A 24,203-nucleotide genomic window follows, 5' to 3' on the forward strand; every position below is an offset into this window, starting at 1 on the left:
CGAGCTTTATTGTGAATGGGTGGGGGGTAATGGGGGTGCTGTGCGGACTTGTAACCAGCCGACATAGGCTCCAAAAATCAGTGCGGTCAAAGATTCCAAGAGAATTAGACTATTCATTTTCCAGGTTAGATCCCAGATGGGAGCATAGACGTAGTGCCCTAGGGTTAACTGTCCCATGGCAACATAGAGATATAGCAGCCCAAATGCGAGGGATCGACGCTTTCGCTTCCAGCAGATATAGCCTGCTATACCGATGGGGGTCATCACAAACCAGAGAATATCGACTAGGGAAGGATTAAACCAAGTCGGTTCAGGGTATTGTTCAAAGAACAGAACATTATCGACATAGTGCAACACCGAAGTCACAATGCAGACAATGAGCAAGGCTAGTAATCCGCGAGTAGGGTGCTCAACAGATTGATGTTCGTTCATAAGGTTCAATAGGGCGCTTACGACGCGGGCCAGGATTTATACCTTTTGTATTGTAGGCAAGATTATTCTTGGATGGCGTTCACGGCTAATATCCAAAGGGTGGCTCCATCATCACTCCACTCAATTTGTTGGGGAATGCCTTGATAGTAGGTCTCCAAGGCTCGGGCCATGGCAGTGATTTTTTGCACTAACTCTGGGGGAAGCGACCGAGTTGATTGCAGGTCCTGGGAATGAGCTTCTTCTACATCAGAAACTCGAATCTGTTGCGTTTGAGGATGCATCAGGGCTTCAGACGGCGTTGGACCTGGACCCCCGATAATGACCACGGTGGCAGGATCGCTGTTAGGGAGGTCTTGGCTTCTGACTAAGCCACTATATTGACCCTTGACTTGGACTTGAACCATCACTGCAACCCCCTGATCTTGAGAATGGGAAGATGAAGGAGTGGCACTATAGGCTGAGCGACAAGCCCGAATGACTTGGGCTAAGGCTCGACGAGAGGTGATTTGAAAAACGGGCTCGGGGGGAGGGCCAACTGGATTAGCCCCAATGGCACTAGACCGAATCATGAGGGGTTGGCTCGCACTGGGGTTAAGGAGCTGAATCAGGGGAGCTGCATCATCACCTGGGGGGAGCACCCAACCTGGGGGGATATTATAGCCATCGGCTTTGAGCTGGCTGAGGACCACTGCTAATGGCCCAACTTGGTCAACTTTGAGGGAATGGTCTAGGGTACGGATGTTGCGATCGCGTTGAAAGAAACCAAATAAATGGGCGTCATTGGCCTGGTCTAGGGTCATTAACTCACCCGAACTTTCCCCCATGGAAGCCGGTGACTGGGGCACTTGCTCATCGACCCAAGCGATTACAAAACTCAGACCCATGGCCGCCATAACCTGCGAACTTTGTTGGGTGTATAGGCCGACCAGTAGAGGAAATAGGATCAATAGTCCCAATCGTCCAAGGCGCCGTTCTCGCAGCAGGGTAATACTGATACCTCCGATGAGCAGCAGCAGAAATGCAATCTGCCAGCTATACACCATGCCCCCAGCAACGATACCGAGTAATTGTTTCGATTTCCGGAGCCAAAACTGTCCAAATACTAGGGCAATCAGGGCGATGATCCACCAGGTCGGATCGCGAGGAAAGTAATATCGAGCTAAGCAAACACTGGCAATCCCTTTACTGGCTTCTATGCCCATCTCCAAGAAAGTTACTCCATAGCGCCAGGATGATCTTGGACGCGCAGGCAGGCGTTGAATTAACCATTCTGATGCTGGTATGCCCCCCAACAAGGGACAAAGAACAAAAATGAGTAAGCATCCCCAAACTTGGATGAGTGTCATTGGCTATGCAGCTTTAGGGAGATAGTCGCTCAAGAATCCATTCCTGATCCGAATATCGATAACAGAGACGGTCATGAAGACGACTGGTGCGTCCTTGCCAAAATTCGATCAGATGAGGGGTGACCCGGTAGCCTCCCCAATGGGGAGGACGGGGAATCGGTTGATTCTGATATTCCTGTTCTAACGCTTGCAGGCGCTGATCTAGAATATTGCGATCGCTAATCACTTGGCTTTGGTCTGAGGCCCATGCCCCCAGTTGACTGCCCCGAGGCCGACTCTCAAAATAAGCTTCCGTTTCTGAGTCACTGACTTTCACCACTTTCCCTTCAATTCGGACCTGACGTTCCAATTCTGCCCACCAAAAGACTAAAGCAGCCCAAGGTCTTTGGGCTAAATCTTGCCCTTTCCGACTGAGATAATTGGTATAAAAAACGAATCCCTGTTGATCAACTCCTTTTAGTAACACCATGCGGGCAGAGGGCTGGCTGTCTGCCGAGATGGTCGCTAAGGTCATGGCATTCGGTTCGGGTAATTCTGCTTGGACGGCTTGCTCAAACCAAGACTGAAATTGAAGGATGGGATTGGCATTGACCTCTGTTTCTAGAAGGGCCTGCTGTCGATAGTCACGGCGCAGATCTGAAATGGAGGTTTGTGTTGGATCAATTAAAGACATCAGGGCCTGCTTACTCGAATACTCATAATTTCTTAGGTATAACTAAACCTGGATGGACTGGGTTGACTGCTGATGGACAGATGCTCTTCAATTATCGGACATCCCCATCAGCATTGATTCTAAATTCGCCCAACCTCTACATTAGGGGTAAGAGTGCTCAATCATTTTTCAAGTCGCCGATAAAGGAGAAATCATTGTTATCTTGGCCATAGATGATGCCAAGCCAACGAGAGGGTGAAATATTGGCTAATCTATCAGCGATTACCCAAAGACTTTCCAGGGGCACTTCCGCTTGGACCAGCGAATGGGTCGGTAACTTTAATGGCAATCAGGTGGAAATTCGGGTGATGCGAGGTGCGATCGCAAATTGGCACACCCATACAGATACAGATGAAATGTTTGTCGTACTCTCTAGCTCTGTTTCGATTGACACTGAGAATGGCAGTTTTAACCTGGTCCAAAATGATTGTTTGGTGGTTAAAGCTGGCACACAACACCGCGCCAGAGCAGAGTCAATGGCGACACTGATGACCTTGATTCGTCCAACCCCTTAAATTTTTAATCCCATCTTGGTCATGAACACTTTGTCTCTACCCCTGCAAATACCTGGACTCAGATTACCACCGTGGGTCATCCAAGATGCAGAAGCATTTCAAGAATATGCTGACAATCTAAAGATCTGGCGGAATATGCGGGATGAGTTCCCTTCTCCCTATACGCACCAGGATGCAGAACGGTGGATTGATCAAGCCCTTCACAGAGCTGATGGACTGTATTTGGCGATTGCCACTGACCAAGAAGCTATCGGTTCCATTAGTCTGCTAATCCATGATGATATTCGTCGCTATTCCGGAGTATTAAGTTACTGGGTTAGTCAGCCTTTTTGGGGGCAAGGTATCGTCACAGCAGCGATTGCAGGGATGAGTGACTATGGCCTAACAGATTAGTCAGAATCTATGCCAAGGTGTTTAGCACCAACCTGAGTTCTATCCGAGCGTTGGAAAAGAATGGGTTTGAACAAGAAGGATATTTCCGTAAAGGGGTGTACAAAGAGGGGCAGTTTGTCGATCAAGTGGTCTATGCAAAAGTTGTTTAGTGTCGCTGGAGTTATGGGCGAATTTCTCCGGTTGTTAACCTAATGTTTGGTTCTATCTTGACAATAGATACCCTGCAGAGCGTCAAAAATTAACCGTGACTTCCATTCAGATTGCAACAACGGATGATCAGATTCGAGCCTGTTACCCAGTGATGGTGCAGTTAAGAGCACACCTAACACTCCACGACTTTGTTACTCAAGTCCAAAGCCAGATGCAGTCTGGGTATCAGTTGGCCTATGCATCCAATTCAGAGTGCATCTGTTCAGTTGCTGGATTTCGAATGAGTGAAAGCCTATCTTGGGGACGATTTTTGTATGTTGATGATTTGATTACCGATGCCCAGATGCGATCGCAACATTACGGGCACCAACTGTTAGACTGGCTTGTCGAGTATGCTCGTCAGCAGGATTGTGCTCAGTTGCATTTAGATTCTGGTTTGCAGCGTTTGGAAGCCCATCGGTTTTACCAGCGAGAAGGTCTGCAAATCAACAGCTATCATTTTTCCCTCAAGCTTTAATGGAGACTGTTATGCCCACTTTGATTGCCCAGCCGACGATTATTACTGCTGCCGGGAATAAACCCAAACGGATTGAAGAATTTTTTGGGCGAGTCAATTCCAAGCATGACCATATCAGCGTTGCCCGCATGGTATCGCCTGCAGGCTGGCAAGAACCTGGACAAAAGCCCGAATTCCAGGAAATGACCGTTGTCCTGCAAGGATTATTGCGAGTTGAGTATGAGGGGGGTGTCTTGGATGTGCAGGCGGGGCAAGCCATCGTTACAGAACCGGGGGAATGGATTCGGTATAGCACGCCGGATGGCGCAGAGTATATTGCAGTCTGCTTACCCGCCTTTTCACCAGAGGCGGTTCATCGGGATGTTGATAAAATCTAAACGTTGCGATTGATCCAGGTCACTCGGAATGTTATTCGATTCTGACAAACCCTGCTTGTTCAATGAGCTTCTGGCCCTGCTCGCTCAACATCATGTCTGTATAGGCTTCGCCAATTAACTGCTCCCGATCTTTGTTCTCTTTGACAATGACGTAAAGGGATCGGGTGATGGGGTAGCTGCCATCGCGGAACGCCTCTAAATTAGGCTGGTTCCGAGCGGGGGGACAATTCTGGGTTGGCTTGCCCTGCTGGGGAGGGATGAGTTTATCTGGACTGAGTCCTAAGGGAATGGGTTTGCCAATACATTGGTAGAGCACTTCTGCCGCTGAGGCATAATAAATCCCCCCAGTAGCACCATTGAGTTGGCGTAGGGCATCTGTGGTGGAGTAGATGGGGACAACGGTTGAACTAAAAGGTTCATTTTGCAGCACATACTCTTGGAAATAATCTGCGGTGCCAGAATCCCCAGATTGGCGCGAAAAAGGAATAATATCTTGATCCGGTCCCCCTAGCTGATTCCAGTTATTGATATTGCCTAAATAGATTTGTCGTAGTTGGGCGACGGTTAGGCCTGGTACGTTCAGGGAAGGATGAACGACGACCGCGATACCATCCAGGCCAATGGCATGTTGGGTGACTTTGAACCCTCTTTTGGTTGCGATCGCATATTCTTCATCATTGAGGGGGCGGGTGGATTGGGTAAAGTCAATTTTGCCATCCAGGAGCATTTTGATGCCTTGACCCGAGCCGGGTGTGCCCTGGACGGTTTCTACATAGCGTAACTGCAGGTTGGGATAGACCTTTGCGATCGCATCTTCGACCTGGGGACGGATCAAAGCCCAAGTGGCGCTACCGCCATAGTTATACAGCCCTTCTGGAACATCAGGCACTTCAGAAAAAGTAGGGGTGAGTGCCAAATTAGCAGCCCCCTGAATCGGGCTGATTTGGAATTGACGGGGTGACCGTAACCATCCCCAGAAACCGGCAATCAGAAGGAGCAAGGCAACTAAAGACGCTTTGAGATAGAACTTGCTGAGCTTGGGTTGGGGGGGGGATGGGGGTGAAACGGGTGGGGGAGACTCGTCTGGACTCGACAACCGCTGCACCGAATAGGCTCGCTCTGGCAGGATGATAGTGGTTTGCGGGTTTTCTTCGAAGTCGATGGGGCAGCTCTGGCGAGAAGTCGAAAACGCCATTTCCGTGGGGGTCGGTAATTTGTGGGCGGGAACAGCACCGTGCCGATAGAAGGCCATCAGATCATCGATCAGATTTTGTTCTTCTAAGGGGTGATATCTCAGGATCTCTAGGATGCGTCTCACCCGACCAATGGCTGCAGGTAAAATATTATCTTGTTGAAATCCAGGGAATAAGTCTTCCGCACCTTGTTCTAGGGCTAAGCGTCGCTCCGTGGATAGAACCTTTTTTCGTAACCCTGCGGTCAGGATCAGCTTGAGGTCGGGGTAATTGTCGTGATACCACCGACAGATATCAAAGGCGTTCAGATGTTGAGCCCCTAGATCCACTAGCAGCAGGCCAATATTGGCCCGTTCAATGGCATCACGCTGACCTGCGAGTTGCGAGAAACTGATGCCGACAGGCTCTTCAATGACTTCGATTTGTTGGGATTGTAGGGCGGTTGTCCATACCTGAGCCTGGAATTTTAGGGGCTGTAGGAGCAGTACAGATTTGCTGGCGCTATCCATTAAATTGAGCAGTGCGGGCTGCTATTGAGAAAGACGATACACTCGAAGTCTAGTTAAGGTTGACGTTGAGTCTGATATGAGACGTTAAGTCTGATATGAACGGTAAAGTCCAAGTCTAGCCACTGTGTTATTTTATGGCAAATTTTATCCGAGTTAAAGAAAAAATGACAGGTTGCCAAGACTAGATTGAGTTCACTCCCATGATCCATGATGCACCGCTAACTCTCAAGATATTCATGCGCTTACGGGAATCGAAGGGGCAGAGGAACTTGCTCCTTAGGCCCTTACTATGTTAGGTACACAGCAAGCACCCGTCTCAATTTTGATTACCTTATATATGAAGGTGATCGCAAACCCCACCCAGGTGAGGAAGATCTGATGAAATCCAAAACTCTCAGCACATCTATTTGGTATAGCGTTGTTCTCTCGACGTTGCTCTTGAGTCCTGCCCTGGCCCAGACTTCTTCATCACCGACCGCCCCTAGTCCAGATCCGCAAGAGATTGAGCGACTGTTGCAAGAGCTGCGCAAAGAACGGGAAGGACAAAAACAAGCCCAGGCAGAGGCGACTCAAGCCGTCAATCAAACCACCACCTTATTTAATTGGTTTTTGGTGGTGCTGGGATTGATCCTAGCCACGGCCATTGCCAGCTTGATTTTGCTTCGACGCGCCGTGGTTCATGAAGTCGCGGAGGTGGTGCAAAAACACCTGCGGGAGATGCGGGATTTAAAAGGACATCTGGCGGATGCGGCGGATGCCGTGGAGGTGATTCTGCAAAAGGCAGAAGATCTAGATGCAGATTTACATCAAGAGTCGGAGCAGTTTCATCAAGACTTAACCAGTAAGCGCCAGCGGTTGTCAGATATGCTGGCGGAATTTTCCACCAAGCAACAGCAGATCCTCAATAAAATCGAAGGGTCCTTGACGGATACGGAAGCTGCGATCGCAACCTTTGAATCTGATTCAACCGCTAAATTTGCCACCCTAGATACGGAACTGAGAACCGAACAAGAAACGATTCTGGCCCATCTCAAACGCCTCGGCGAAGAGATTGAACCCCAGCTGTTTACAGTTGAATCGGATGCCCAATCGCAAAAAACAGAATTTCTCAGCCGCCTGAAGCAGTCTGAGACGGATTTCAAAACCCAATTGTCCCAACTTCTGGATAAAAGCGAGCAGGAACGAGACAAGATCCTGACGCGGGTTGAAAAAATGAGTAATGATTTTGGGCCGCAAATGTCGGCTCTACAAGCCGTTGCTCAAACAGAGAAAGAAACCTTAATTGGCTATCTTGCCACCTCTAAAGCCGAATATGTCACCCAGCTGTCTGACCTCCAGCAAGAGGCTCGTAAACAGTGGGAACTGATTTTACAAAACCTCAAACAGCTAGAAAGTGATTTCACCCCCCAGCTAGAGGAGATTGAAGGCCAGCTTCAGGTTAAGGCGAACGAGAAGAAAGAGTCCTTCCTGGTGCGCCTCAAACAGGTCGGTACTGAGATTACGCGTCAGCTCACTGAAGCCCAAGAGACCTTCCAAACCCAGGCCAGTGAGACCTTGCAACGGCTGCAGGTACAAGAGTCTGAATTCTCGACTCAGCTGTTCAACTACAGAACTCAGTTAGAGACTGAAAAGACCAATGCCCTAGCGGATGTTCAGGCTCTGACCGACAATGCCTCGACTCTGCTGGCAGATCTAAAGACAGAAGTTCAAACCACCCAAGAACAGGCAGTCCAAGACCTCGAGGCCCTGACCCGACAGGTGTCCAGTCAGCTAGCGGACCTCAAGACGAATTTGCAAGGTTCCCAAGAACAAACCCAGCAATCTTTGCAGGCCATAGAAGCGAAAACAGAACAAGATCTGGCGACCATTGCGACGGATGCCCAAGCTCGCAAAGATCAGATTCTCAAGCAGCTTGCAGCCTTATCTCCAGCCCAGATCGCCGGGGATGCTGTGGCAGAAATCGATCAGAAATTGCAGACAGCATTAGGGCCTTTGGAGCGCCTCCAGGCCAATCATCCCGATCTATTCCTGGATGTTGCAGACTATATCCGTCAAGGAGATGAGCACCTCGCAGACAGCAATTTCCGTCAGGCCCTCTCTGCATATAATCAAGCCCTGGAGCTAAAAGCCGATGACCCTCAACTATGGTGTCAGCGAGCCGAAGCGCAGAGAGGGCTAAAGCTATTTGAAGAGGCCGTTGGTTCCCTAGATAAAGCGATTGAGCTAACCCCAGAAGACCCCCAGCTTTGGCAGCGCCGAGGCCAAGTTCTGAAAGATTTACAGCGATATGAAGGTGCTCTCGGGGCCTTCAAAGAAGCAGCAAAACTGCAGCCAGAAGAGACACAAAACTGGATGGACTGTGGCACCCTGCTGGAGCGTCTTCAGCGCTGGGATGAAGCCCTTGCTGCCTATGACCGTGTGATTGCGATTGAACCGAACCATCGCAATGCCTGGATGAATCGGGGATTTGTGATGGGCACTCTCCAACGCCATGAAGACGCCTTTGCCTCGTTTGATCATGTGGTTCAACATGAGGCTGAGGATGCTGCAGCCTGGTTAAACCGGGGGTTAGCCTTACAAGTCCTCGAACGCCATGAAGATGCGTTTGAGTCCTTCGAACATACCGTGACCCACAAGCCGGAGGCCTACAAAGCCTGGAGTCATCGCGGATATGCTCTGATCAAGCTAGAGCGAGATCGCGAAGCCCTGATCAGCTTGAACAAAGCCTTAGAAATAAATGCAGATTACCCCAATGCCTACTATGGCAAGGCAGTCTGCTATGTCCTCCAAGGGGAGACAGCCTTAAGCTTAGAAAATCTCGAACGGGCTATCAAGCTGAATCCCAGCTTCCGAGAACAAGCCCGTAGTGATCCTCAATTCGTTGATTTCCGTGAGGATGAATGGTTCCGTGAACTGGTCAACCGCTAATCAATCTAAAGCAAAAGCCCTCCACTACAAATGTGAAGGGCTTTTGCTTAGGACTTTCATCAACTACTAGAGCGTGACAGGCTCCTGTTCTTCCGTAGGCTGTACATGGGATTCAGGATGAACCTTGGCTAGCATCTGGCGGAGGCCATCGCCCTCAATCACCTCTGACTCCAGCAACTGCTCCGAAATCGTCTCCAGCAATTCCTTATTCTCCTTGAGAATACTCAGAGCTTCCTGATGAGCGGTTTCGACAATGCCCTTGACTTCCTTATCAATGGCTTTGGCTGTTTCATCGCTGACCATTCGTCTCGCGTTCATGCCGCCACCGAGGAAGTTGTTCTGCTGACCCTTGTCATAAGCCAGGGGTCCTAACACTTCACTCATGCCGTAGGAGGTCACCATTTGCTCGGCTAAGTCCGTGGCTCGCTGTAAGTCGTTAGACGCTCCCGTGGTGATGCTGCCAAAGATGACTTCTTCTGCGGCCCGTCCACCTAGAAGCGTGGCAATCTGACCTCTGAGTTCAGCTTCGTTTAACAAGAAGCGGTCTTCTGTGGGGACCTGGAGGGTGTAGCCTAAGGCTGCCATGCCTCTGGGAACAATGGATATCTTTTCGACTTGATCCGTACCAGACATCTTGGCACCGACGAGGGCATGACCGACTTCGTGATAAGCAACGATCTTCTTCTCTTTGTCGTTGAGGACGCGGCTCTTTTTCTCTAGTCCAGCAACGACTCGCTCAATGGCTTCGGCAAAGTCTTGGGTTTCGACGACTTTGCTGCCTCGACGAGCAGCCAGGAGGGCAGCTTCATTCACTAAGTTCGCTAAGTCAGCTCCAGCAAAGCCTGGGGTACGGGTGGCCATGGCTTTGAGGTCAACATTTTCACCCAGTTTGACTTTCTTGGCATAGATTTCCAAGATGGCCAGACGACCGGTGAGGTCTGGACGGTCTACGAGGACTTGGCGGTCAAATCGACCGGGACGCAGGAGGGCGGGGTCTAGGGTCTCTGGACGGTTGGTGGCAGCTAGAACGATGACGGTGGCATCTCCAGCCCCAAAGCCATCCATTTCCGTGAGCAGCTGGTTGAGGGTTTGCTCTCGTTCGTCGTTTCCGCCAACGAAGCCGTTACCGCCTGCTCGAGATTTACCGATGGCATCGAGTTCGTCAATAAAGATGATGCAGGGGGCTTTCTTTTGGCTTGTTCAAACAGGTCACGGACCCGAGCGGCACCCGTACCGACGAAAAGTTCGACGAATTCTGAACCAGAGATGCTGAAGAAGGGGACGCCTGCTTCGCCAGCGACGGCTTTGGCCATTAAGGTTTTACCGGTTCCGGGAGGACCAACTAGTAAGACACCTTTGGGAATCTTGGCACCAATTTCGGTGAAGCGTTGGGGAGATTTGAGGAATTCGACGATTTCTTCGAGTTCGGTTTTAGATTCTTCGACGCCTGCGACGTCATCAAAGGTGACTTTGTTGTCATCGCCTTCGACGTAGACTTTGGCTTTGTTTTTGGTGACGGAGAGGGCGCCTTGGGGACCCCCGCCACCGATGCCGCCACGGCTAAAAAATTGGAAGATGGCGACGAAGATGACGGGGGGGATGACCCAGCTCAGTAGGGTGGTGAACCAGCGATTGCTGGGAGGGGGAGTGGCGGCGAATTCGACGCCTTTGGATTCGAGAAGCTTGGGCAACTCTAGGTCGAAGATTGGGGTGGTTTCTAAGATTTTTGACTCTTCAGCTGTGTCATCTTTAAGCTGGTAGCGAATCAATTTTTGGCCCACGGAAACTCGGGCAACCTGCTCGTCACGAACTTGTTCAATAAAAAAGCTGTAAGGTACCCGGGGCACCCTAGGTCCCATGACAAAGGGGAGAGCCAAATTCGCAATTAACAAGATGGCTGGTAAAAATAGCAGCAGACTTGTAATGAGGTTTGGACGAGGACGTTGAGGCTTGTCTTTGATCGGCATGGTTCGCTCCCTAACGCTTGGTAACTTGCTGGTTCAGGTGGCCGGAGAAGCTCCCACCCCATTCAAAGACTCTGTCTGTTCTAACCATTCAAACACTTGGTCCAGCTGCTGAATGGTAATAAAGCCGAACTGCCAAAGAATGATGGGAAGTTGGCTCGAAAGATTATGTTGCTGGCGGATCGCAAGTGAGATCGCATCAGCCGGGATCAACAGCTCTTCCCGCAAGTAACGAATTAGCTTGGTTTGAGCAGAATAGTTCATGGTTGAGAGTCGTCAGGGGAGTAAGGCGGAGATTAAATCTCTAAGGCTTGAAAGCAATTGTCTTCATCCTATCGATTTTGAAAAAGATTCAATTGGACAAGCAATATATCAATGCTGCGGGAGGGGAGGGATTGAGTCAGTTTAGGCAAGGAGACCTAAGCGCTTGCCGTTATCGCGGGCAAGACGAATCCAATTTTGGCGCTGAGTCCGCTCAATACCGACTTGATTGCAGAAGTTGGTAATGGCTTTTGAATGCAGAGCGATCGCTTTGCCTCTGAGTTTGGTGAATCGGGGGGTACCAACAGCAGTGCGAGTAAGAACAACGATAGGTGCAAACATAACAGACTCCGTAAATGTAACGCTATGTTAACTATGTTAATCAAAGTGTTACAAAATGTCAAGATTCAACTTGACTTTCTGTAGGGTCTCTGAGTTAAAGCTTATTTAGCTAAAAAACAGTTCAAATTTAATTACGGTGAGTTAAAGTTGCCACTAAGAACTCTATTTGAACTTTTAAGTAAATAAATAGCCACTTTCATCTATATTTTCTTGATAATCAGCATCAAAAATAGTTTAATAAGGTGTGCTGATGTGGCGATTTAAGTATTTTTATAGTCTACTTTTGTAAAGCTTTTACATAGAACACAATTAATGTAACGGTATTGTGAACTGAATGGAGATGAGTTGAAGTGACCTAGCCCCAAGCATGATTGTGCAGGGCTAGGGACTAATAGTGGTTTCTATGCTAGAAGAATTACCCGCTGGGCTTTTATCCAGCAGAATTGAAAGTAATTAATAGCGAATGGCGGGACGCATTCTCGTGGCTAAATCGCCATATATTCTTGCAGCATCACTTTTTGCGATCGCAAAATCTTAAAGGCTTCCCGCTCTACCCGGCGAACCCACTCCCGGCTGACGTTCAGACGCTCACCCACTTTTGCTAAGGTCAGTGGATTTTGATCAATCAGGCCGTATCGCAAAGTAATCACTTCCCGCTGCTGCGGGCTGAGATCTTGGAGTAGCTTGGCCAAATCAGACCGCAGGGAAGATGCTGTGGCATAGGTATCGGGAGACTCATTGGGATCTTCAAGTAGCTCCCACAGTTCCGTATTCTGCTGATCGCCAATCTGAATATCTAACGAGATCGAGCGACGCGCATAGTTGAGATAGTCTTCAATCTTTTAGGCGTAAGGTCCATCTCTACCGCTAGCTCTTGGATGGTGGGGTCGCGATGGAGTTTTTGCGACAGTTGGCGTCTAACCTTGCGCAGCTTACTGAGTTTTTCATTGATGTGAATCGGTAAGCGGATGGTTCGTTCTTGTTCTGCGATCGCACGGGTCATAGCTTGACGAATCCACCAGTAGGCATAGGTAGAGAAGCGATAGCCTTTCATCGGGTCAAATTTTTCGACACCCCGTTGCAAGCCAATGGTACCTTCTTGAATCAAATCCAAGAACTCAACTTTCGCTTTGTTGTACTTTTTGGCAATTGAGACCACCAAACGCAAATTAGATTCCACCATTTGCGATTGGCTTTGTGGCCTAACTTCAATTCTTTTTGCAGTTGTGAAATCGATAGCTCAGCTTTGTCTGCCCATTCCGTTAGGGTGGGTTCTCGATCTAGATCCGCTTGCAAGTCTTGTTTCAGATCTTGTAAAGCTATAAACGCTGCACCTGCTTGCCAAAGATAATTTCCTCTTCGTGATTCAACAGAGGAAAGCGACCAATCTCTCGCAGATAGATCGTAATGGAATCTTTGCTCACAGATGAAGTTTTCATGTCTACGGAAAATTGGAATAACTGGATATAAAAGACCCCAGCATAGAGCTGGGGCTGACAGACAAGGAAGAAGAGAACATCGGGGGTAGCTGTGTGTTTCGCAAGCTACCCAACCTGTAATTTAGAAGTGCAGTAAAGCGGCAACTTGACCGACAATGCCTTGACCAGTCATGACTTCAGTCACGAGGGCCAAGAAGAATCCCATCATTGCGAGACGACCACCAAAAGTCTCTGCAAAATCGGTGAAGCCCCAGATTGGATTTTGTGTACTCATATCGTTTGACTCCGTAATCGAAATAACCTTATGTAAATAAATGTAACTGCTCTTGTAACGTTTTGTCAAGCATCGATTTAATTTTTTTCAACAGTTCCTTCAATCTAGGTGAAGCCAGTCCATCCCTTTCATTGGCATGGCCTTAAGTGGATAGTAAAAAACCCAGCGCAATGGCTGGGCCTGGATGAGAGTGATAATTAAATACGATTTAGAGAACTCACCACCGTGTTACGGATAGAATTCTTCGTTACAAGATTAAGGTAGCGGTAACCTTAACCCTTATTGCTGACCCCACTAAAGTGAGAGGAGAGAAAAACTTTAGTCGGTGATCAGAAATCTTTTAGAAGCTGAACCAGGCGACGAGCTGGCCCAAAATTCCTTGTCCTGTAAGGGCTTCAGTAATGATAGCTAAAGTAAAGCCAATCATAGCAAGGCGACCATTCCAGGTCTCAGAAAAGGCGCTAAAGCCAGAAGAAGGTTGTGTATTCATTGCGATTCAATCTCCTAAATAATCAGCTGGTAATTTCAAAAAAGGTCGAGGGCAATATGGCGGCTTACATTAAACCCCAGAAGTGCAAAACGCCTTTTCCTGTGACTAGCTCAATCACGATGGCGGCATAAAAACCAACCATGGCTAGGCGGCCACTCCAAGCTTCAGCAAAGGGATTAAATCCGAAGAAATTGTTAGAAGTATTCATGTGTGTAGACTCCGTGGAACTCATGTGTGTTGTAACCTTATGTAAATTAATGTAACAGCTATGTAAAGAGATGTCAACACAAATCTTCAGTTTTTGTGAAGAAACTTCTTCGAATCCGCTGCAATTATTGACTGTTCTAGCTTTTAGCCTATGCATCCAATCTTTGGAAACCAGTGCCTGAACTTTTCAAACCCAGTTCGGGTTAAGCCCGTTTTTAAGCCCCTGCTATGGACGAATGAAGGTTTCAGCCTACGCAAGGATAAGGGGTTTAGCTTATCCCAAATTCAGGTTTGTCAAGCAAAATAATACGGTTACGCGCTTTATCCACCGATCTAGCAAGCGTTTCACAGTGTTCCAGCTATCAATTTATGCAGGGCCAGTTAACTCATGAAGCTCAGTTATTACCCGGCCGAAATAAATGCCGATGTTCAGGGTGATATAACCGCGATCTCGCTTGAGAATGCGTTGACTTCAAAGCTGGACTGATTAAGTAGAGGGTTGTCCGAATTAACTCATGGCCTTCGGTCGCCTTTGCCATCTCAGATAAGGGCACAACCCACATTTGCTCATCCGGCCATCCTAAACGAAAGCCGATGGCCACAGGAGTATCTGGCTCATAATGAGCGAGTAATTTTTGTTGGGCCTGATCGACATGGCGCGCACTGAGATACAAACACAAGCTGGCTTTGTGGGCTGCTAAGCTAGCGAGTTCCTCTGCTTCTGGAACCTGTGTTCGGCCGCTAATTCGCGTCAAAATAATCGTCTGTACTAGTTCGGGTACCGTTAGTTCCACCTGCAATTTAGCTGCAGCCAGCTGAAATGCACTAATACCAGGAATAATTTCGAAGGGGATTTCGGCTTCTGCCAAAGCCTGGATTTGTTCATGTACAGCCCCATACAGGCAGGGGTCACCAGAGTGTAGCCGCACGACTGAAAGATGAGATCGCACCTTCTCAATCATCATCGGTACGATATCTTCAAGGGTCTTGGTGGCAGTCGGAATCAATTCTGCCCTGTCATGGCATAGACTCAGCATTTCCTTTGGCACTAGTGAATTGGCATAAACGACGACATCTGCCTGTTGGATAATGCGCTGAGCTTTTACGGTGAGTAAATCCGGATCTCCTGGCCCTGCTCCTACGATATAAACCGCTGGTAATAGAGGCTTACTGGACGTTGTCTGGTCGAGTAGCTCAGGAGAAGGGGAGTCATAGGATTTCAATTCAACCTAAATATCAATAAAAAACAGAGCCGCAGTATCGCATTAAGAGGCCTGTTTGTATCAGGCAGGCTCCGCTTCAGCAAATACAGCCAGCTCAACCCAAGCATGCCAATCCCAATGCCAATCAAGCTTACAACTTGAGCAATCCGCAAAGGCCCTAGCATTAAACTATCCGTCCGTAATCCCTCAATCCATAGCCGACCCAAGCTATAGGTCACCGCATAGACCAGAAAGATCGTGCCTTTTTTAGCTTTGGGAACTTAAAAAACAATGCCAGTAAGATTCCCAGGACCATCAGATTCCATACTGATTCGTAGAGGAAAGTGGGGTGAAAGTAGGCTGAACTCCGATAGGCAAGTGGACGACGCACAGGTGGAATGAATAGCTTCCAAGGCAGATCGGTCGGATCACCGAAAGCTTCTGAATTAAAGAAATTGCCCCAACGGCCGATGGCTTGCCCCAAGATCAAGGATGGAGCAACCAAGTCTGCTAATTGCCAAAAAGAAATCTGATTCAGGCGACTAAAAAACATAGCTGCCAACATGCCGCCAAGAATGGCCCCATGAATGGCAATTCCCCCGCGCCAAATAGTGGCAACTTGATCTAAATGTTGACTGTAATAATCCCATTGAAATAGGACATAGTATAGGCGGGCACAAGGGATAGCTCCTATGACTAGCCAAATTGCCAAATCACTAATGTCGTCTGGATTAATCCGACGGTAGGTAGCCAAACGTCGGGAAAGTTGCAGCCCTAAAACAATTGCAGCCGCAATCAAGACGCCATACCAGCGAATAACGACAGAACCAACCCTGAAGATTTCTGGTCCAGGAGAGGTAAAAACGGCCCAGTACAATGGCAACAAATTAGCGAACATAGTTAATACACAGGCATGGATTCATCAGGAGTTTGAACCCCAGTGCATAGTATCGCACCCCATGCTTAAGAACCGTCGTATTGATGCGTAGGTTCATATGGGCAGCAATGTAAGGCATGGCGTTTTACCTACTTACTCAATGGATTGTGCTTGCTCCAGTAAAGATTGCCAACCCGGTTTCCATAACCCTCGATTTTTCAGAGCTTTGGCATTCACCCAAAATCGTACCGTTTCATCACAAGCCGCAACTAGCTCAGCAAAAACCAGGGAACCCTCATTTTTGCGGTTAACAACCCGAAAATGTCGCCAACCAAAGGTTGAAGACTGAGCGGTCCATTTAGAACCAATCAAATGAGGGGGTTTCTGTTTTTTCACAATCAAACGGAACACTTGGTGACAAGTGAATGGAGCGATGAACAATCAATTATTTTTAAAGAGCGACAGGAGAGGGTAAATCCAGGGCGCTCAGGAGTCGATCAATATCACAGTACTGACTAATCATGTCCTGAATGCATTCAACTTTAATGCGTTCATGGACTTGGGCACGCTGAAACGCTTTCTCTATGATGTCAACGGTAGTCAAGGTGTCCGAATCAACTAATAAGACTGGGATCTCCAGATCTTTAGCCCGGTTCAGTACAAGTTCGTTGGGAGGGAAATGCCCCGTCAAAATCAAGCAATGGGTAGAGGACTCCAAAGCCGCAAGTTGTAGATCAGTGCGATCGCCTCCTGTCACCACAGCCATATTTCGCCCTTTGCGGAAATACTTTAAGGCAGAATTAACGTTCATCGCTCCGATGGTCAGCTCTTCTACCATAAGATTGAGAAATTCATGGCCACACAATACCTCAGCCTGGAGCTGTTGGACCAATTCCGATACGCTAACACTGCGTAGTAAGGCGTTACTGGGTAGTATCCCCACAACAGGTATTTCTTTCGTTTCTAGAAAAGATTGCACTGTTGATTGCAATAGTTGTTGCTGTTCAACGTTGACATCATTGAAAATAACGCCCACCAAACGATTACCCAGGGTTGCTTTCGCATTAAGCAATGCATCAATCATGGCTAGATTGTGAAAGCGGCTCACTAACACGACCTCTGCATCCAGTGCCTGAGCCATCTGGGGTAGAGATACGTCAAATAGATACCCTTCTGATAAGGAACCAGGACCTTCTAAGAGGACGAGGTCAACATCATCTTTCTTTTTCAACTGATGTAGCTGTTCTACGTAGTTCGTCGCATCTCTATCTTCAAGTTGTTGCTGAATGTGATGAGGATTGATAGATAACAGGGTCGGGTAAATCTGCTCTGACGTGAGTCCAAGGGTTTCAGCAATGAACTTAACATCAATATCTAGCCCGTCATCGGCCAATCCTTCAGCATAAGTCCCGATGGGTTTGGCATAGGCTAATCGGTATCCCTTCCTGATCAGAGATTGAGCAAGGCCCAAAATGGCAGCTGACTTACCACTGAAGGCTTCAATGGAACCTATCAGCAGGTGCTTTGATGCCTTTTGCACTCCGAGAACTCCTCATAGATTAAGTGTTAATCATCTAGTTTTAACAGCTTACGATAGAAAGTCTTGGGAAAATCAGCAACTTTTGTGCGTCGGTAGTTGGTAATGACTTCGATTAAAAAACCAATAAATTCAAAATTGGTGATCGTGAGTTCGTAATTGAGATCTCCATCATTATCGAACTGGATACGGCAGCGGGTGAGGTCTGCAGGTAACTTAGAAACGTTCCAAGTCGCTACAAATGGGATGTTGCTTCCCCCTTCAATGCCCCGTTGCCCCTCCAAATTACTGTTTGATATAGCGTTATCGCTAAGGGTAGTAAATCTCTCTTGCCGCCTTGGTAGTAGGGCAGGTAGACATTAACGTCTCGTGGGGTAGCAGGTTGAATAGCATCTAAAACTTGGGTCATCTAACAACGTCCTCATTGACCGATCAATCAATAAACCTCATGTATGAAGTATGGGCAAGTCCGTGACGAATTTTACTGTTTGACCTGAATTTTTCTGCTTTTCTCTCAAATGCTTCCCCTTTATTGAGCAGTCAGAATGTCAAGCACACCAAATATATAAAGATATATATACAGTTTATGGTATACGTGGTGGGTAGAACCAATGGACCTCTGCCGGTAAAGTTGCTTAGCTGGAACAGAAGATTATGGCTCCCCTAGTTGCAAATTATTATCTGACCTACCGTTGCAATGCTCGATGTCATTTCTGTGATATTTGGGCGTTAGATCCGGGCAAGGAAGCAGATTTCGATACGATTCAGCATAATCTAGAAGATTTAAAACGCCTGGGAGTCAAATACGTTGATTTTACAGGAGGAGAACCGCTTTTAAGAACAGATGTTGGCCGAATCTACCAAACTGCGAAGCAGCTTGGGTTCTACACCAGCATGACCACCAATACGATTCTCTATTTAAAAAAGGCCCATGAAGTCAGAGGGCTAGTCGACTTCCTCAATTTCTCCCTGGATGGTCCGGATGCAGAAACCCACGATCACTCCAGAGGAGTCAAAATTTTTGATAATTTGGTTGAGTCGGTTAAGTTAGCCCTAGACCTAGGAGAATATCCAGTTCTGAACCATACGGTGACAGCTCAGAACTACGAGCGGATTCATGAGGTGGCTGAATTAGGAGCACGTCTGGGAGTCAGAGTGTGGCTGAATCCAGCCTTTACCGCCTACGCAAACTATAACAATCGGAAAAATCCAACCCCTGCCATTGTCGAGGCCATTGAGTCTAGTGGCAGAAAGTACCGAAATCTGGGGTACAACAAAGCAGCTTTAGAGTTCATCAGGGCTGGAGGGAATGATACCCAAACCCAAGATGTAAAGCGGTCGATGCTGTAATCGCCATTTCCCCGAATGATGAGTTGCTGCTTCCTTGCTATCACTTCGCTCAAACTGGCGTACCCATAGAAGGCAAATTGTACGAACTATATCGACAATCTGAAATCGTTGAAGAATACCGCCAATCCCAAGGGCAGCTTAAGGTATGCGAAGGTTGTACCGTTTGGTGCTATCTCATTCCCAGCTTTTTCCAAGGTGTTGATAAATATTGGGTCTTGAACCAAGTCAGTTATGTCGGAGAATTCCTGGCCAGAAAACGATTCTTGCAGCATGTCTAACGTGAAATCTCCATGGCCAGAAGACCCGGAACTCCCACAGCTTTCTGAGGTAGAAATTGATTATCCCGAAGGTGAAGGTCGGCGACGCAAAGCGGCTTTGATGCTGGCCTTAATTTGGAGCTGTACGATTGCGCTGCATCTGTTTTCGGTTGGGTTTTGGGCCGTTTGTGGTCTGACAACCGTTATTAGTATGCACTGGTTGCGAATGATTCGGGCGTCGGCACTGCCCACTGAAGAGCCATTAAACCTAGATAAACCTGAAACTGAATATCCCTTTGTATCCCTGTTAGTATCGGCAAAAAATGAGGAAGCAGTTCTAGAATCTTTGGTTAAAACCCTCTGCAAGCTAGACTATCCTGCTGAACGATATGAAGTTTGGATTGTAGATGACAGCAGTACGGATAAGACCCCTGATGTGCTGGCTCAATTGTCTGAAGAGTATGCGCAACTCCATGTGTTGCGCCGATCGGCAGAAGACGGTGGTGGCAAATCCGGGGCCTTAAATCAGGTTTTGCCGATGACTCAAGGCGACATCATTGGGGTTTTTGATGCTGATGCCCAGGTCTCTGCCGATTTACTCTGTCGAGTGTTACCCCTGTTTGATGATCCACAGATGGGTGCGGTCCAGGTTCGTAAACAGATTGCGAACGCTGATACCAATTTTTGGACCCGAGGTCAGTCAGCTGAAATGGGGTTAGACCTATATCTTCAACAGCAGCGGATTGCAGTGGGAGGGGTCGGTGAACTTCGCGGTAATGGTCAATTTGTGCGCCGCCAAGCGTTGGCAAGTTGTGGAGGCTGGAATGAAGCGACCATCACTGATGATTTGGATTTGACCTTCCGCTTGCATCTAAATCATTGGGACATTGGCATTTTGCCTGTGCCTGCGGTACGGGAAGAAGGAGTGACTCGGGCTATAGCACTTTGGCATCAACGGAATCGCTGGGCCGAAGGGGGGTATCAACGGTATTTGGATTATTGGCCTTTAATTATTCGCAATCGGTTAGGACCCCGTAAAACCTTCGATTTAGTGGTGTTTTGGTTTGCTCAGTATGTTCTTCCCACTGCAGCTGTGCCTGACTTGGTGATGGCGACCGCTCGCAACCAGCTCCCGTTGCTAATGCCGATGACGAGTGTCACCATGTTGTTGTCGTTGGTTGGCATGTGGAATGGGTTAGACCGTATTCGTAAAGCTGAACAAATTGCCCCAACACCGCTGGTGATGTTCTTACAAACCGTAAGAGGGACGCTGTATACTTGCCACTGGTTTTTGGTGATGGCTTGTGTCACAGCCAGGATGTCCATTCGACCCAAACGCTTGAAATGGGTAAAAACCTTGCGCCAAGATGACTATCAGATTTATGTGCCTGATTAGGTAGAGTACTTTAAAGAATTTCTTGGGCTTTGGTGCATGCCAATGAGGTTGATAAAAGCCGGCACTGGTCTACTAACAGGGCACATACCTAAACCCTTTATTGGTGAGGAGTTCTAGTGTGCTCAACGGACGAGAACAAAATCCCATCTCCATTGCTGGTGTGGTCTGCTTACTGAGCCCCCAATGGGGTCTAACCCAGTTATGAATCAGGCGTTGTACATCTAGCACTCGCTGTAACCCCGACCGCTTCTTAGCGTAGAGATTCTGCCGTCTTCGATAAGCACTACATCGTCTCCTCAAGGCAGCATTGTGAGCCTCATTATGATTGGCATGGACCTCAGACCCTAGACTGATAGCGGTAAAGGGATGCTCTGCTTTCACCCACTCTACTCGCCGATTCCCCTGAGACCCTTTAACTTTCATCGCGACTTCTAACCCTCTCGCCAAACCTTGCGATGCCCATAGTCAGGATGACACTCCTCACCATTGAGATAGACATTGGCGAGCTTCCAAAGTTCTTGTCCATAACGCCTCTCACCATCGGTAAACCATCGAATCCCATCACAGGCTTTGACCCACTCCCAAGCTGAGTAAACGCCATTTGCAAAAAGTTGTGCATCCTTGAGGCCAGCTTGTGCTGTCAACCAATAGCGGCTTTCGCGTTCAAGGAAATGGATGGTCCAGCCCTGGGATTGGCTGGGGGGGAAGATTTTGCCTACACGCGTGTAAACTTCATCCCCTTCTACCGTCACATCAGAGGCTGCTGGTGCGGGAGGTGACCAGTTCTGTGCTTGGTCTGCTAGGCGTTTTTCCCAACGCATAATGGTGGTATGAGATTTACCGAAAGTTCGACCTGCAGCACGAATACCCATCCCTTCGGTGCGAGCTTTGATGGCATAGCTCACTACTGAACTAGCGGTGCGTAAGCGAGCCATTGGGGTACCCGTGCGTTCGTTGAAACGCCGATTGCAATCCTTACACTGATATCGCTGGACTAATGTCCCATCTTGCAGGCTATCAAAGCCGCGCTTTAGGATCTTCTCGCTTAGACAATATGGGCATTCCATTGATCTACATTAGGTTGCGTCGGAAGCATTATAGCTAGATCCTGCTAACAGACCAGTGCCTAAAAGCCATATTTTGGCCTTCTAACCTAATTTATTCTCGTGGTAGTATTTTTCGGGAAATTCTTTCTAAATATTTGCATGGCTTTCGATCGCCTAGAACATTAAATGCATCTCTTTTTCCTGGATAAATAGGATGAATGACTCTACGCTAGGAATCTCTTAATCTGGAACTTTTGTTTATTGGCTCATCATAAAAAGCTTACACAGAAGTACCAAAATAATGCCTTTGCGGTTGGTTGCTAATGGCTGCCAACTCTTAAGCCTATGCTTGATCAGTATTTCAGCTATATAAGCTTCTTTTAGCCAAATAGTACTGTCTGGCTGATTTGATTCTGGTTACCGAGCTGAGTGAGTACTATCATATAATTCAATCTTGGCAGAAATGAGATTTTATCTTTGTTAGAGAAATATTTCAGTCTATCCAATATCTAATTTATTCATTCTTTTATATCAGTAAACTATTTTCCCGATTGAATAAATTAGTCCTACTGGTTCAAAAAGGTTGGTTCTAATTCTGAGGGAATAGGCAATAAAGTGTTCGAAATAATTTTTGGATTGTAAATAACTATTTTTATCCAAAAAACAGAAATAAAATTAATCTCTACTAGAGGGCAGAGTTAGTAACCTGCCAAATTCATGCTGGGGTATAACTCATGTTCAAGAATGGATTTAGCAGCCTTTTTAAGATTTGCTTGGTGCAGATCTCTAATCTCTAGCGCTTTAAGAGAACTGTGGGAGGGATAAAGATGAGAATTACCCTTGGAGATTTAACGAATATCTATGTCCTCGGAGATAGTCTATCTGACACAGGAAATATCTTTACGCTCACTGCTGGTCAGATTCCTCCTCCTCCTTACTTCGAGGGACGGGTTTCTAATGGACCTGTGGCAATTGAGTATGTAGTAGATAGGCTCAATAATGCTGAATCAAATCTGAATTTAGCGCTAGCGCCGTCATTACTGGGCGGGAATAATTTCGCTTTTGCTGGAGCTGGAACAGGTCGCAACAACTCGAATGAAGATGACTTCAATTTAGATTTACCCGGGTTATTAGATCAAGTTGATGCGTATCGGCAGTTAGGAACCGACTCTGCCAATAGCTTGTTCTTTATCTGGGCAGGGCCGACTAATTTTCTCGATAACTTAGGTGGCACAAATACAGACGATCGAGCGGTCTTAATTGAACAAGGGGTTGAGAACTTACTGGTTGGAGTGGAAGCGCTTGTGGCATCGGGAGCGAGTAAATTCGTGATACCCAATATGCTAAACCTAGGTCGGCTACCTACGAGCGCGGCATTTCAACGAGAAGCACGAACAGTTGCGATCGCATTTAACGGACGCTTGGGATTATCTTTAGACAACCTGGAGCAAAAGGTTGGCAATCAGAGCTTGGAGCTGGTTGAAGTTGATTTATTTGGGCTGGGAGAAACGATTGCTGAGAATCCTACCCGCTTTGGATTTACCAATACCACCGACCCACTCCTGTCATTAGTCGCTACGGGGCAAGCACTTCCCAATACCCCTGGATTTTTCTTTTGGGATCCGTTACATCCCACCACTCAGGCCCATGCCATCATCGGTGAAACCATCTTCAATACGTTGATAGGGGACATTCCCCAACCTATTTTTAATGACATTCTAGGGACTGCCCAACGGGATTTCTTATTTGGCACAAAGGCGGCAGACAATATCGATGGATTCGCAGGGAATGATTTTCTCTTTGGTCTTTCGGGAGGCGATCGTATTGAAGGGTGGCAAGGTCGGGATTGGCTATTTGGGAATAGCGGTAATGACACGATAGATGGTGGAGCGGGTCGGGATGTTGCCTGGGGCGGTTCTGGTGATGATTTAGTGTTCGGTGGAGAGGGCGGTGATTGGCTATCGGGGAATGAGGGGAGTGACATTCTGATTGGCGATGAGGGGGCTGATGCCCTATGGGGCAATCAAGGAGATGACGATCTCCTTGGCGGTAGGGGAAATGACCGATTATGGGGGAATGGTGGAGATGATATTCTCCGTGGCGGCGAGGGGCATGACTGGCTGTTAGGGGGGAATGGTGCCGACAAGTTAGTGGGTGGGAATGGCGATGATTGGATAGCGGGTGGTGCGGGGGATGATGTCTTTGTGGGTGGTCCCGGTCAAGATTCGTTGATTGGGGGACTGGGTAATGATGTTGTCCGATACCAAGCGTTGATGAGTGACTTTACGTTCCGCGGTGGCCCCGAACAGTTCCAGGTGATTGGGGCAGGCGGAACTCAAACACTTCTAGGAATAGAATTCTTGGAATTTGCCAATGAGCAAATCGCAGTGCATAGCCTTCCTTTTACCTCCTCAGTACCTTTGCCAGAAATTTAGAAGCTTGGAGGGATGGATCTTTTAGACCGCAAGGTACTGGGGAGATATGAATAG

At 47.7% G+C, this 24,203-nt stretch carries 22 protein-coding genes and 5 pseudogenes; 9 read left to right on the top strand and 18 right to left on the bottom strand.

The window, feature by feature from the left end:
• Nucleotides 1-6: 6 nt before the first annotated feature.
• From ON05_RS08305 to pdxH, 3 genes are all read right to left on the bottom strand, one after another.
• Nucleotides 7-432, bottom strand: a complete 426-nt coding sequence (locus ON05_RS08305; RefSeq protein ID WP_010469861.1) for a hypothetical protein — start codon at nucleotides 430-432, stop codon at nucleotides 7-9.
• A 62-nt stretch (nucleotides 433-494) separates the two neighbouring features.
• Nucleotides 495-1,778 (bottom strand): hypothetical protein, encoded by a 1,284-nt coding sequence (locus ON05_RS08310; RefSeq protein ID WP_010469863.1) that lies wholly within the window; start codon nucleotides 1,776-1,778, stop codon nucleotides 495-497.
• A 13-nt stretch (nucleotides 1,779-1,791) separates the two neighbouring features.
• Nucleotides 1,792-2,451 (bottom strand): pyridoxamine 5'-phosphate oxidase, encoded by a 660-nt coding sequence (gene pdxH / locus ON05_RS08315; protein ID WP_010469864.1) that lies wholly within the window; start codon nucleotides 2,449-2,451, stop codon nucleotides 1,792-1,794.
• A 242-nt stretch (nucleotides 2,452-2,693) separates the two neighbouring features.
• On the opposite strand from pdxH, the gene ON05_RS08320 reads away from it, so the two are divergent.
• The 5 genes from ON05_RS08320 to ON05_RS08340 all read left to right on the top strand — a co-directional run bounded on the left by ON05_RS08320 (nucleotide 2,694) and on the right by ON05_RS08340 (nucleotide 4,442).
• Nucleotides 2,694-3,005, top strand: a complete 312-nt coding sequence (locus ON05_RS08320) for a cupin domain-containing protein (protein ID WP_139025616.1) — start codon at nucleotides 2,694-2,696, stop codon at nucleotides 3,003-3,005.
• 21 nt (nucleotides 3,006-3,026) lie between these two features.
• Nucleotides 3,027-3,398, top strand: coding sequence for a GNAT family N-acetyltransferase (locus tag ON05_RS08325; RefSeq protein ID WP_050857430.1), 372 nt, complete (start codon nucleotides 3,027-3,029; stop codon nucleotides 3,396-3,398).
• Nucleotides 3,399-3,415: 17 nt separating this feature from the next.
• Nucleotides 3,416-3,547 (top strand): GNAT family N-acetyltransferase, encoded by a 132-nt coding sequence (locus tag ON05_RS08330; RefSeq protein ID WP_010469871.1) that lies wholly within the window; start codon nucleotides 3,416-3,418, stop codon nucleotides 3,545-3,547.
• Between the two features lie 95 nt (nucleotides 3,548-3,642).
• Nucleotides 3,643-4,065, top strand: coding sequence for a GNAT family N-acetyltransferase (locus ON05_RS08335; RefSeq protein WP_010469873.1), 423 nt, complete (start codon nucleotides 3,643-3,645; stop codon nucleotides 4,063-4,065).
• Nucleotides 4,066-4,076: 11 nt separating this feature from the next.
• Nucleotides 4,077-4,442 carry a cupin gene (locus tag ON05_RS08340; RefSeq protein ID WP_010469875.1) on the top strand — a complete coding sequence of 122 codons (366 nt, stop codon included), beginning with the start codon at nucleotides 4,077-4,079 and terminating at the stop codon, nucleotides 4,440-4,442.
• Between the two features lie 31 nt (nucleotides 4,443-4,473).
• Here ON05_RS08340 and ON05_RS08345 read toward each other — a convergent pair whose 3' ends face one another.
• The gene (locus ON05_RS08345) at nucleotides 4,474-6,144 is read right to left on the bottom strand and encodes a PstS family phosphate ABC transporter substrate-binding protein (protein ID WP_010469877.1); all 1,671 of its coding nucleotides are present in this window, start codon (nucleotides 6,142-6,144) and stop codon (nucleotides 4,474-4,476) included.
• Nucleotides 6,145-6,522: 378 nt separating this feature from the next.
• On the opposite strand from ON05_RS08345, the gene ON05_RS08350 reads away from it, so the two are divergent.
• The gene (locus ON05_RS08350; RefSeq protein WP_010469879.1) at nucleotides 6,523-9,072 is read left to right on the top strand and encodes a TPR end-of-group domain-containing protein; all 2,550 of its coding nucleotides are present in this window, start codon (nucleotides 6,523-6,525) and stop codon (nucleotides 9,070-9,072) included.
• A gap of 66 nt (nucleotides 9,073-9,138) precedes the next feature.
• Here ON05_RS08350 and ftsH4 read toward each other — a convergent pair.
• The 13 genes and pseudogenes from ftsH4 to ebsA all read right to left on the bottom strand — a co-directional run.
• Nucleotides 9,139-11,039 (bottom strand): annotated as a pseudogene (ftsH4, locus tag ON05_RS08355) (ATP-dependent zinc metalloprotease FtsH4).
• A gap of 33 nt (nucleotides 11,040-11,072) precedes the next feature.
• The gene (locus ON05_RS08360) at nucleotides 11,073-11,300 is read right to left on the bottom strand and encodes a DUF2949 domain-containing protein (protein WP_010470173.1); all 228 of its coding nucleotides are present in this window, start codon (nucleotides 11,298-11,300) and stop codon (nucleotides 11,073-11,075) included.
• Between the two features lie 141 nt (nucleotides 11,301-11,441).
• On the bottom strand, nucleotides 11,442-11,639 hold the full coding sequence (locus tag ON05_RS08365) for a hypothetical protein (RefSeq protein WP_010470172.1): 198 nt from the start codon (nucleotides 11,637-11,639) through the stop codon (nucleotides 11,442-11,444).
• A 485-nt stretch (nucleotides 11,640-12,124) separates the two neighbouring features.
• A pseudogene (locus ON05_RS08370) lies at nucleotides 12,125-13,078 on the bottom strand (RNA polymerase sigma factor, RpoD/SigA family).
• A gap of 121 nt (nucleotides 13,079-13,199) precedes the next feature.
• The gene (locus tag ON05_RS08375; RefSeq protein WP_010470169.1) at nucleotides 13,200-13,352 is read right to left on the bottom strand and encodes a high light inducible protein; all 153 of its coding nucleotides are present in this window, start codon (nucleotides 13,350-13,352) and stop codon (nucleotides 13,200-13,202) included.
• Nucleotides 13,353-13,692: 340 nt separating this feature from the next.
• Nucleotides 13,693-13,842 carry a chlorophyll a/b-binding protein gene (locus ON05_RS08380; RefSeq protein ID WP_010470167.1) on the bottom strand — a complete coding sequence of 50 codons (150 nt, stop codon included), beginning with the start codon at nucleotides 13,840-13,842 and terminating at the stop codon, nucleotides 13,693-13,695.
• A 64-nt stretch (nucleotides 13,843-13,906) separates the two neighbouring features.
• Nucleotides 13,907-14,050: a hypothetical protein gene (locus ON05_RS08385; protein WP_010470165.1), complete on the bottom strand. Its 144-nt coding sequence runs from the start codon at nucleotides 14,048-14,050 to the stop codon at nucleotides 13,907-13,909.
• Between the two features lie 394 nt (nucleotides 14,051-14,444).
• Entirely contained in the window at nucleotides 14,445-15,272 is an 828-nt protein-coding gene (cobM, locus tag ON05_RS08390) for a precorrin-4 C(11)-methyltransferase (RefSeq protein WP_316964409.1), read from the bottom strand.
• Nucleotides 15,269-16,149: pseudogene (gene lgt / locus ON05_RS08395) on the bottom strand (prolipoprotein diacylglyceryl transferase). Before lgt ends, cobM begins: the two are co-directional and overlap by 4 nt.
• Entirely contained in the window at nucleotides 16,139-16,267 is a 129-nt protein-coding gene (locus ON05_RS08400) for a hypothetical protein (protein WP_255345075.1), read from the bottom strand. The pseudogene lgt and the gene ON05_RS08400 overlap by 11 nt, the downstream one beginning before the upstream one ends.
• A gap of 14 nt (nucleotides 16,268-16,281) precedes the next feature.
• Complete coding sequence (locus ON05_RS08405; RefSeq protein WP_029315034.1) at nucleotides 16,282-16,527, bottom strand: TIGR02450 family Trp-rich protein; 246 nt, start codon at nucleotides 16,525-16,527, stop codon at nucleotides 16,282-16,284.
• A 52-nt stretch (nucleotides 16,528-16,579) separates the two neighbouring features.
• Nucleotides 16,580-17,668 carry a phosphotransacetylase family protein gene (locus ON05_RS08410; RefSeq protein WP_010470154.1) on the bottom strand — a complete coding sequence of 363 codons (1,089 nt, stop codon included), beginning with the start codon at nucleotides 17,666-17,668 and terminating at the stop codon, nucleotides 16,580-16,582.
• A gap of 95 nt (nucleotides 17,669-17,763) precedes the next feature.
• Nucleotides 17,764-18,074 (bottom strand): annotated as a pseudogene (gene ebsA, locus ON05_RS38455) (type IV pilus biogenesis protein EbsA); the annotation flags it as partial.
• Nucleotides 18,075-18,319: 245 nt separating this feature from the next.
• On the opposite strand from ebsA, the pseudogene ON05_RS08420 reads away from it, so the two are divergent.
• Both ON05_RS08420 and ON05_RS08430 read left to right on the top strand, forming a co-directional pair.
• Nucleotides 18,320-19,293 (top strand): annotated as a pseudogene (locus tag ON05_RS08420) (radical SAM protein).
• Entirely contained in the window at nucleotides 19,286-20,668 is a 1,383-nt protein-coding gene (locus ON05_RS08430) for a glycosyltransferase (protein WP_010470147.1), read from the top strand. Before ON05_RS08420 ends, ON05_RS08430 begins: the two are co-directional and overlap by 8 nt.
• Nucleotides 20,669-20,740: 72 nt before the next feature.
• Here ON05_RS08430 and ON05_RS08435 read toward each other — a convergent pair.
• Nucleotides 20,741-21,735, bottom strand: a protein-coding gene (locus ON05_RS08435; protein WP_262561433.1) for an IS1 family transposase whose coding sequence is annotated in 2 segments (ribosomal slippage) — nucleotides 20,741-21,102 and nucleotides 21,102-21,735 — 996 coding nt in all. Because the reading frame shifts where the segments join, the coding sequence is not laid out codon by codon here.
• Nucleotides 21,736-22,541: 806 nt separating this feature from the next.
• Between ON05_RS08435 and ON05_RS08440 the strand changes: the two genes are divergently transcribed.
• Nucleotides 22,542-24,149 (top strand): SGNH/GDSL hydrolase family protein, encoded by a 1,608-nt coding sequence (locus ON05_RS08440; protein ID WP_010473509.1) that lies wholly within the window; start codon nucleotides 22,542-22,544, stop codon nucleotides 24,147-24,149.
• Nucleotides 24,150-24,203: the final 54 nt, after the last annotated feature.

Source organism: Acaryochloris sp. CCMEE 5410 (genome assembly GCF_000238775.2).
In the GTDB taxonomy this organism is placed as follows: Bacteria; Cyanobacteriota; Cyanobacteriia; order Thermosynechococcales; family Thermosynechococcaceae; genus Acaryochloris.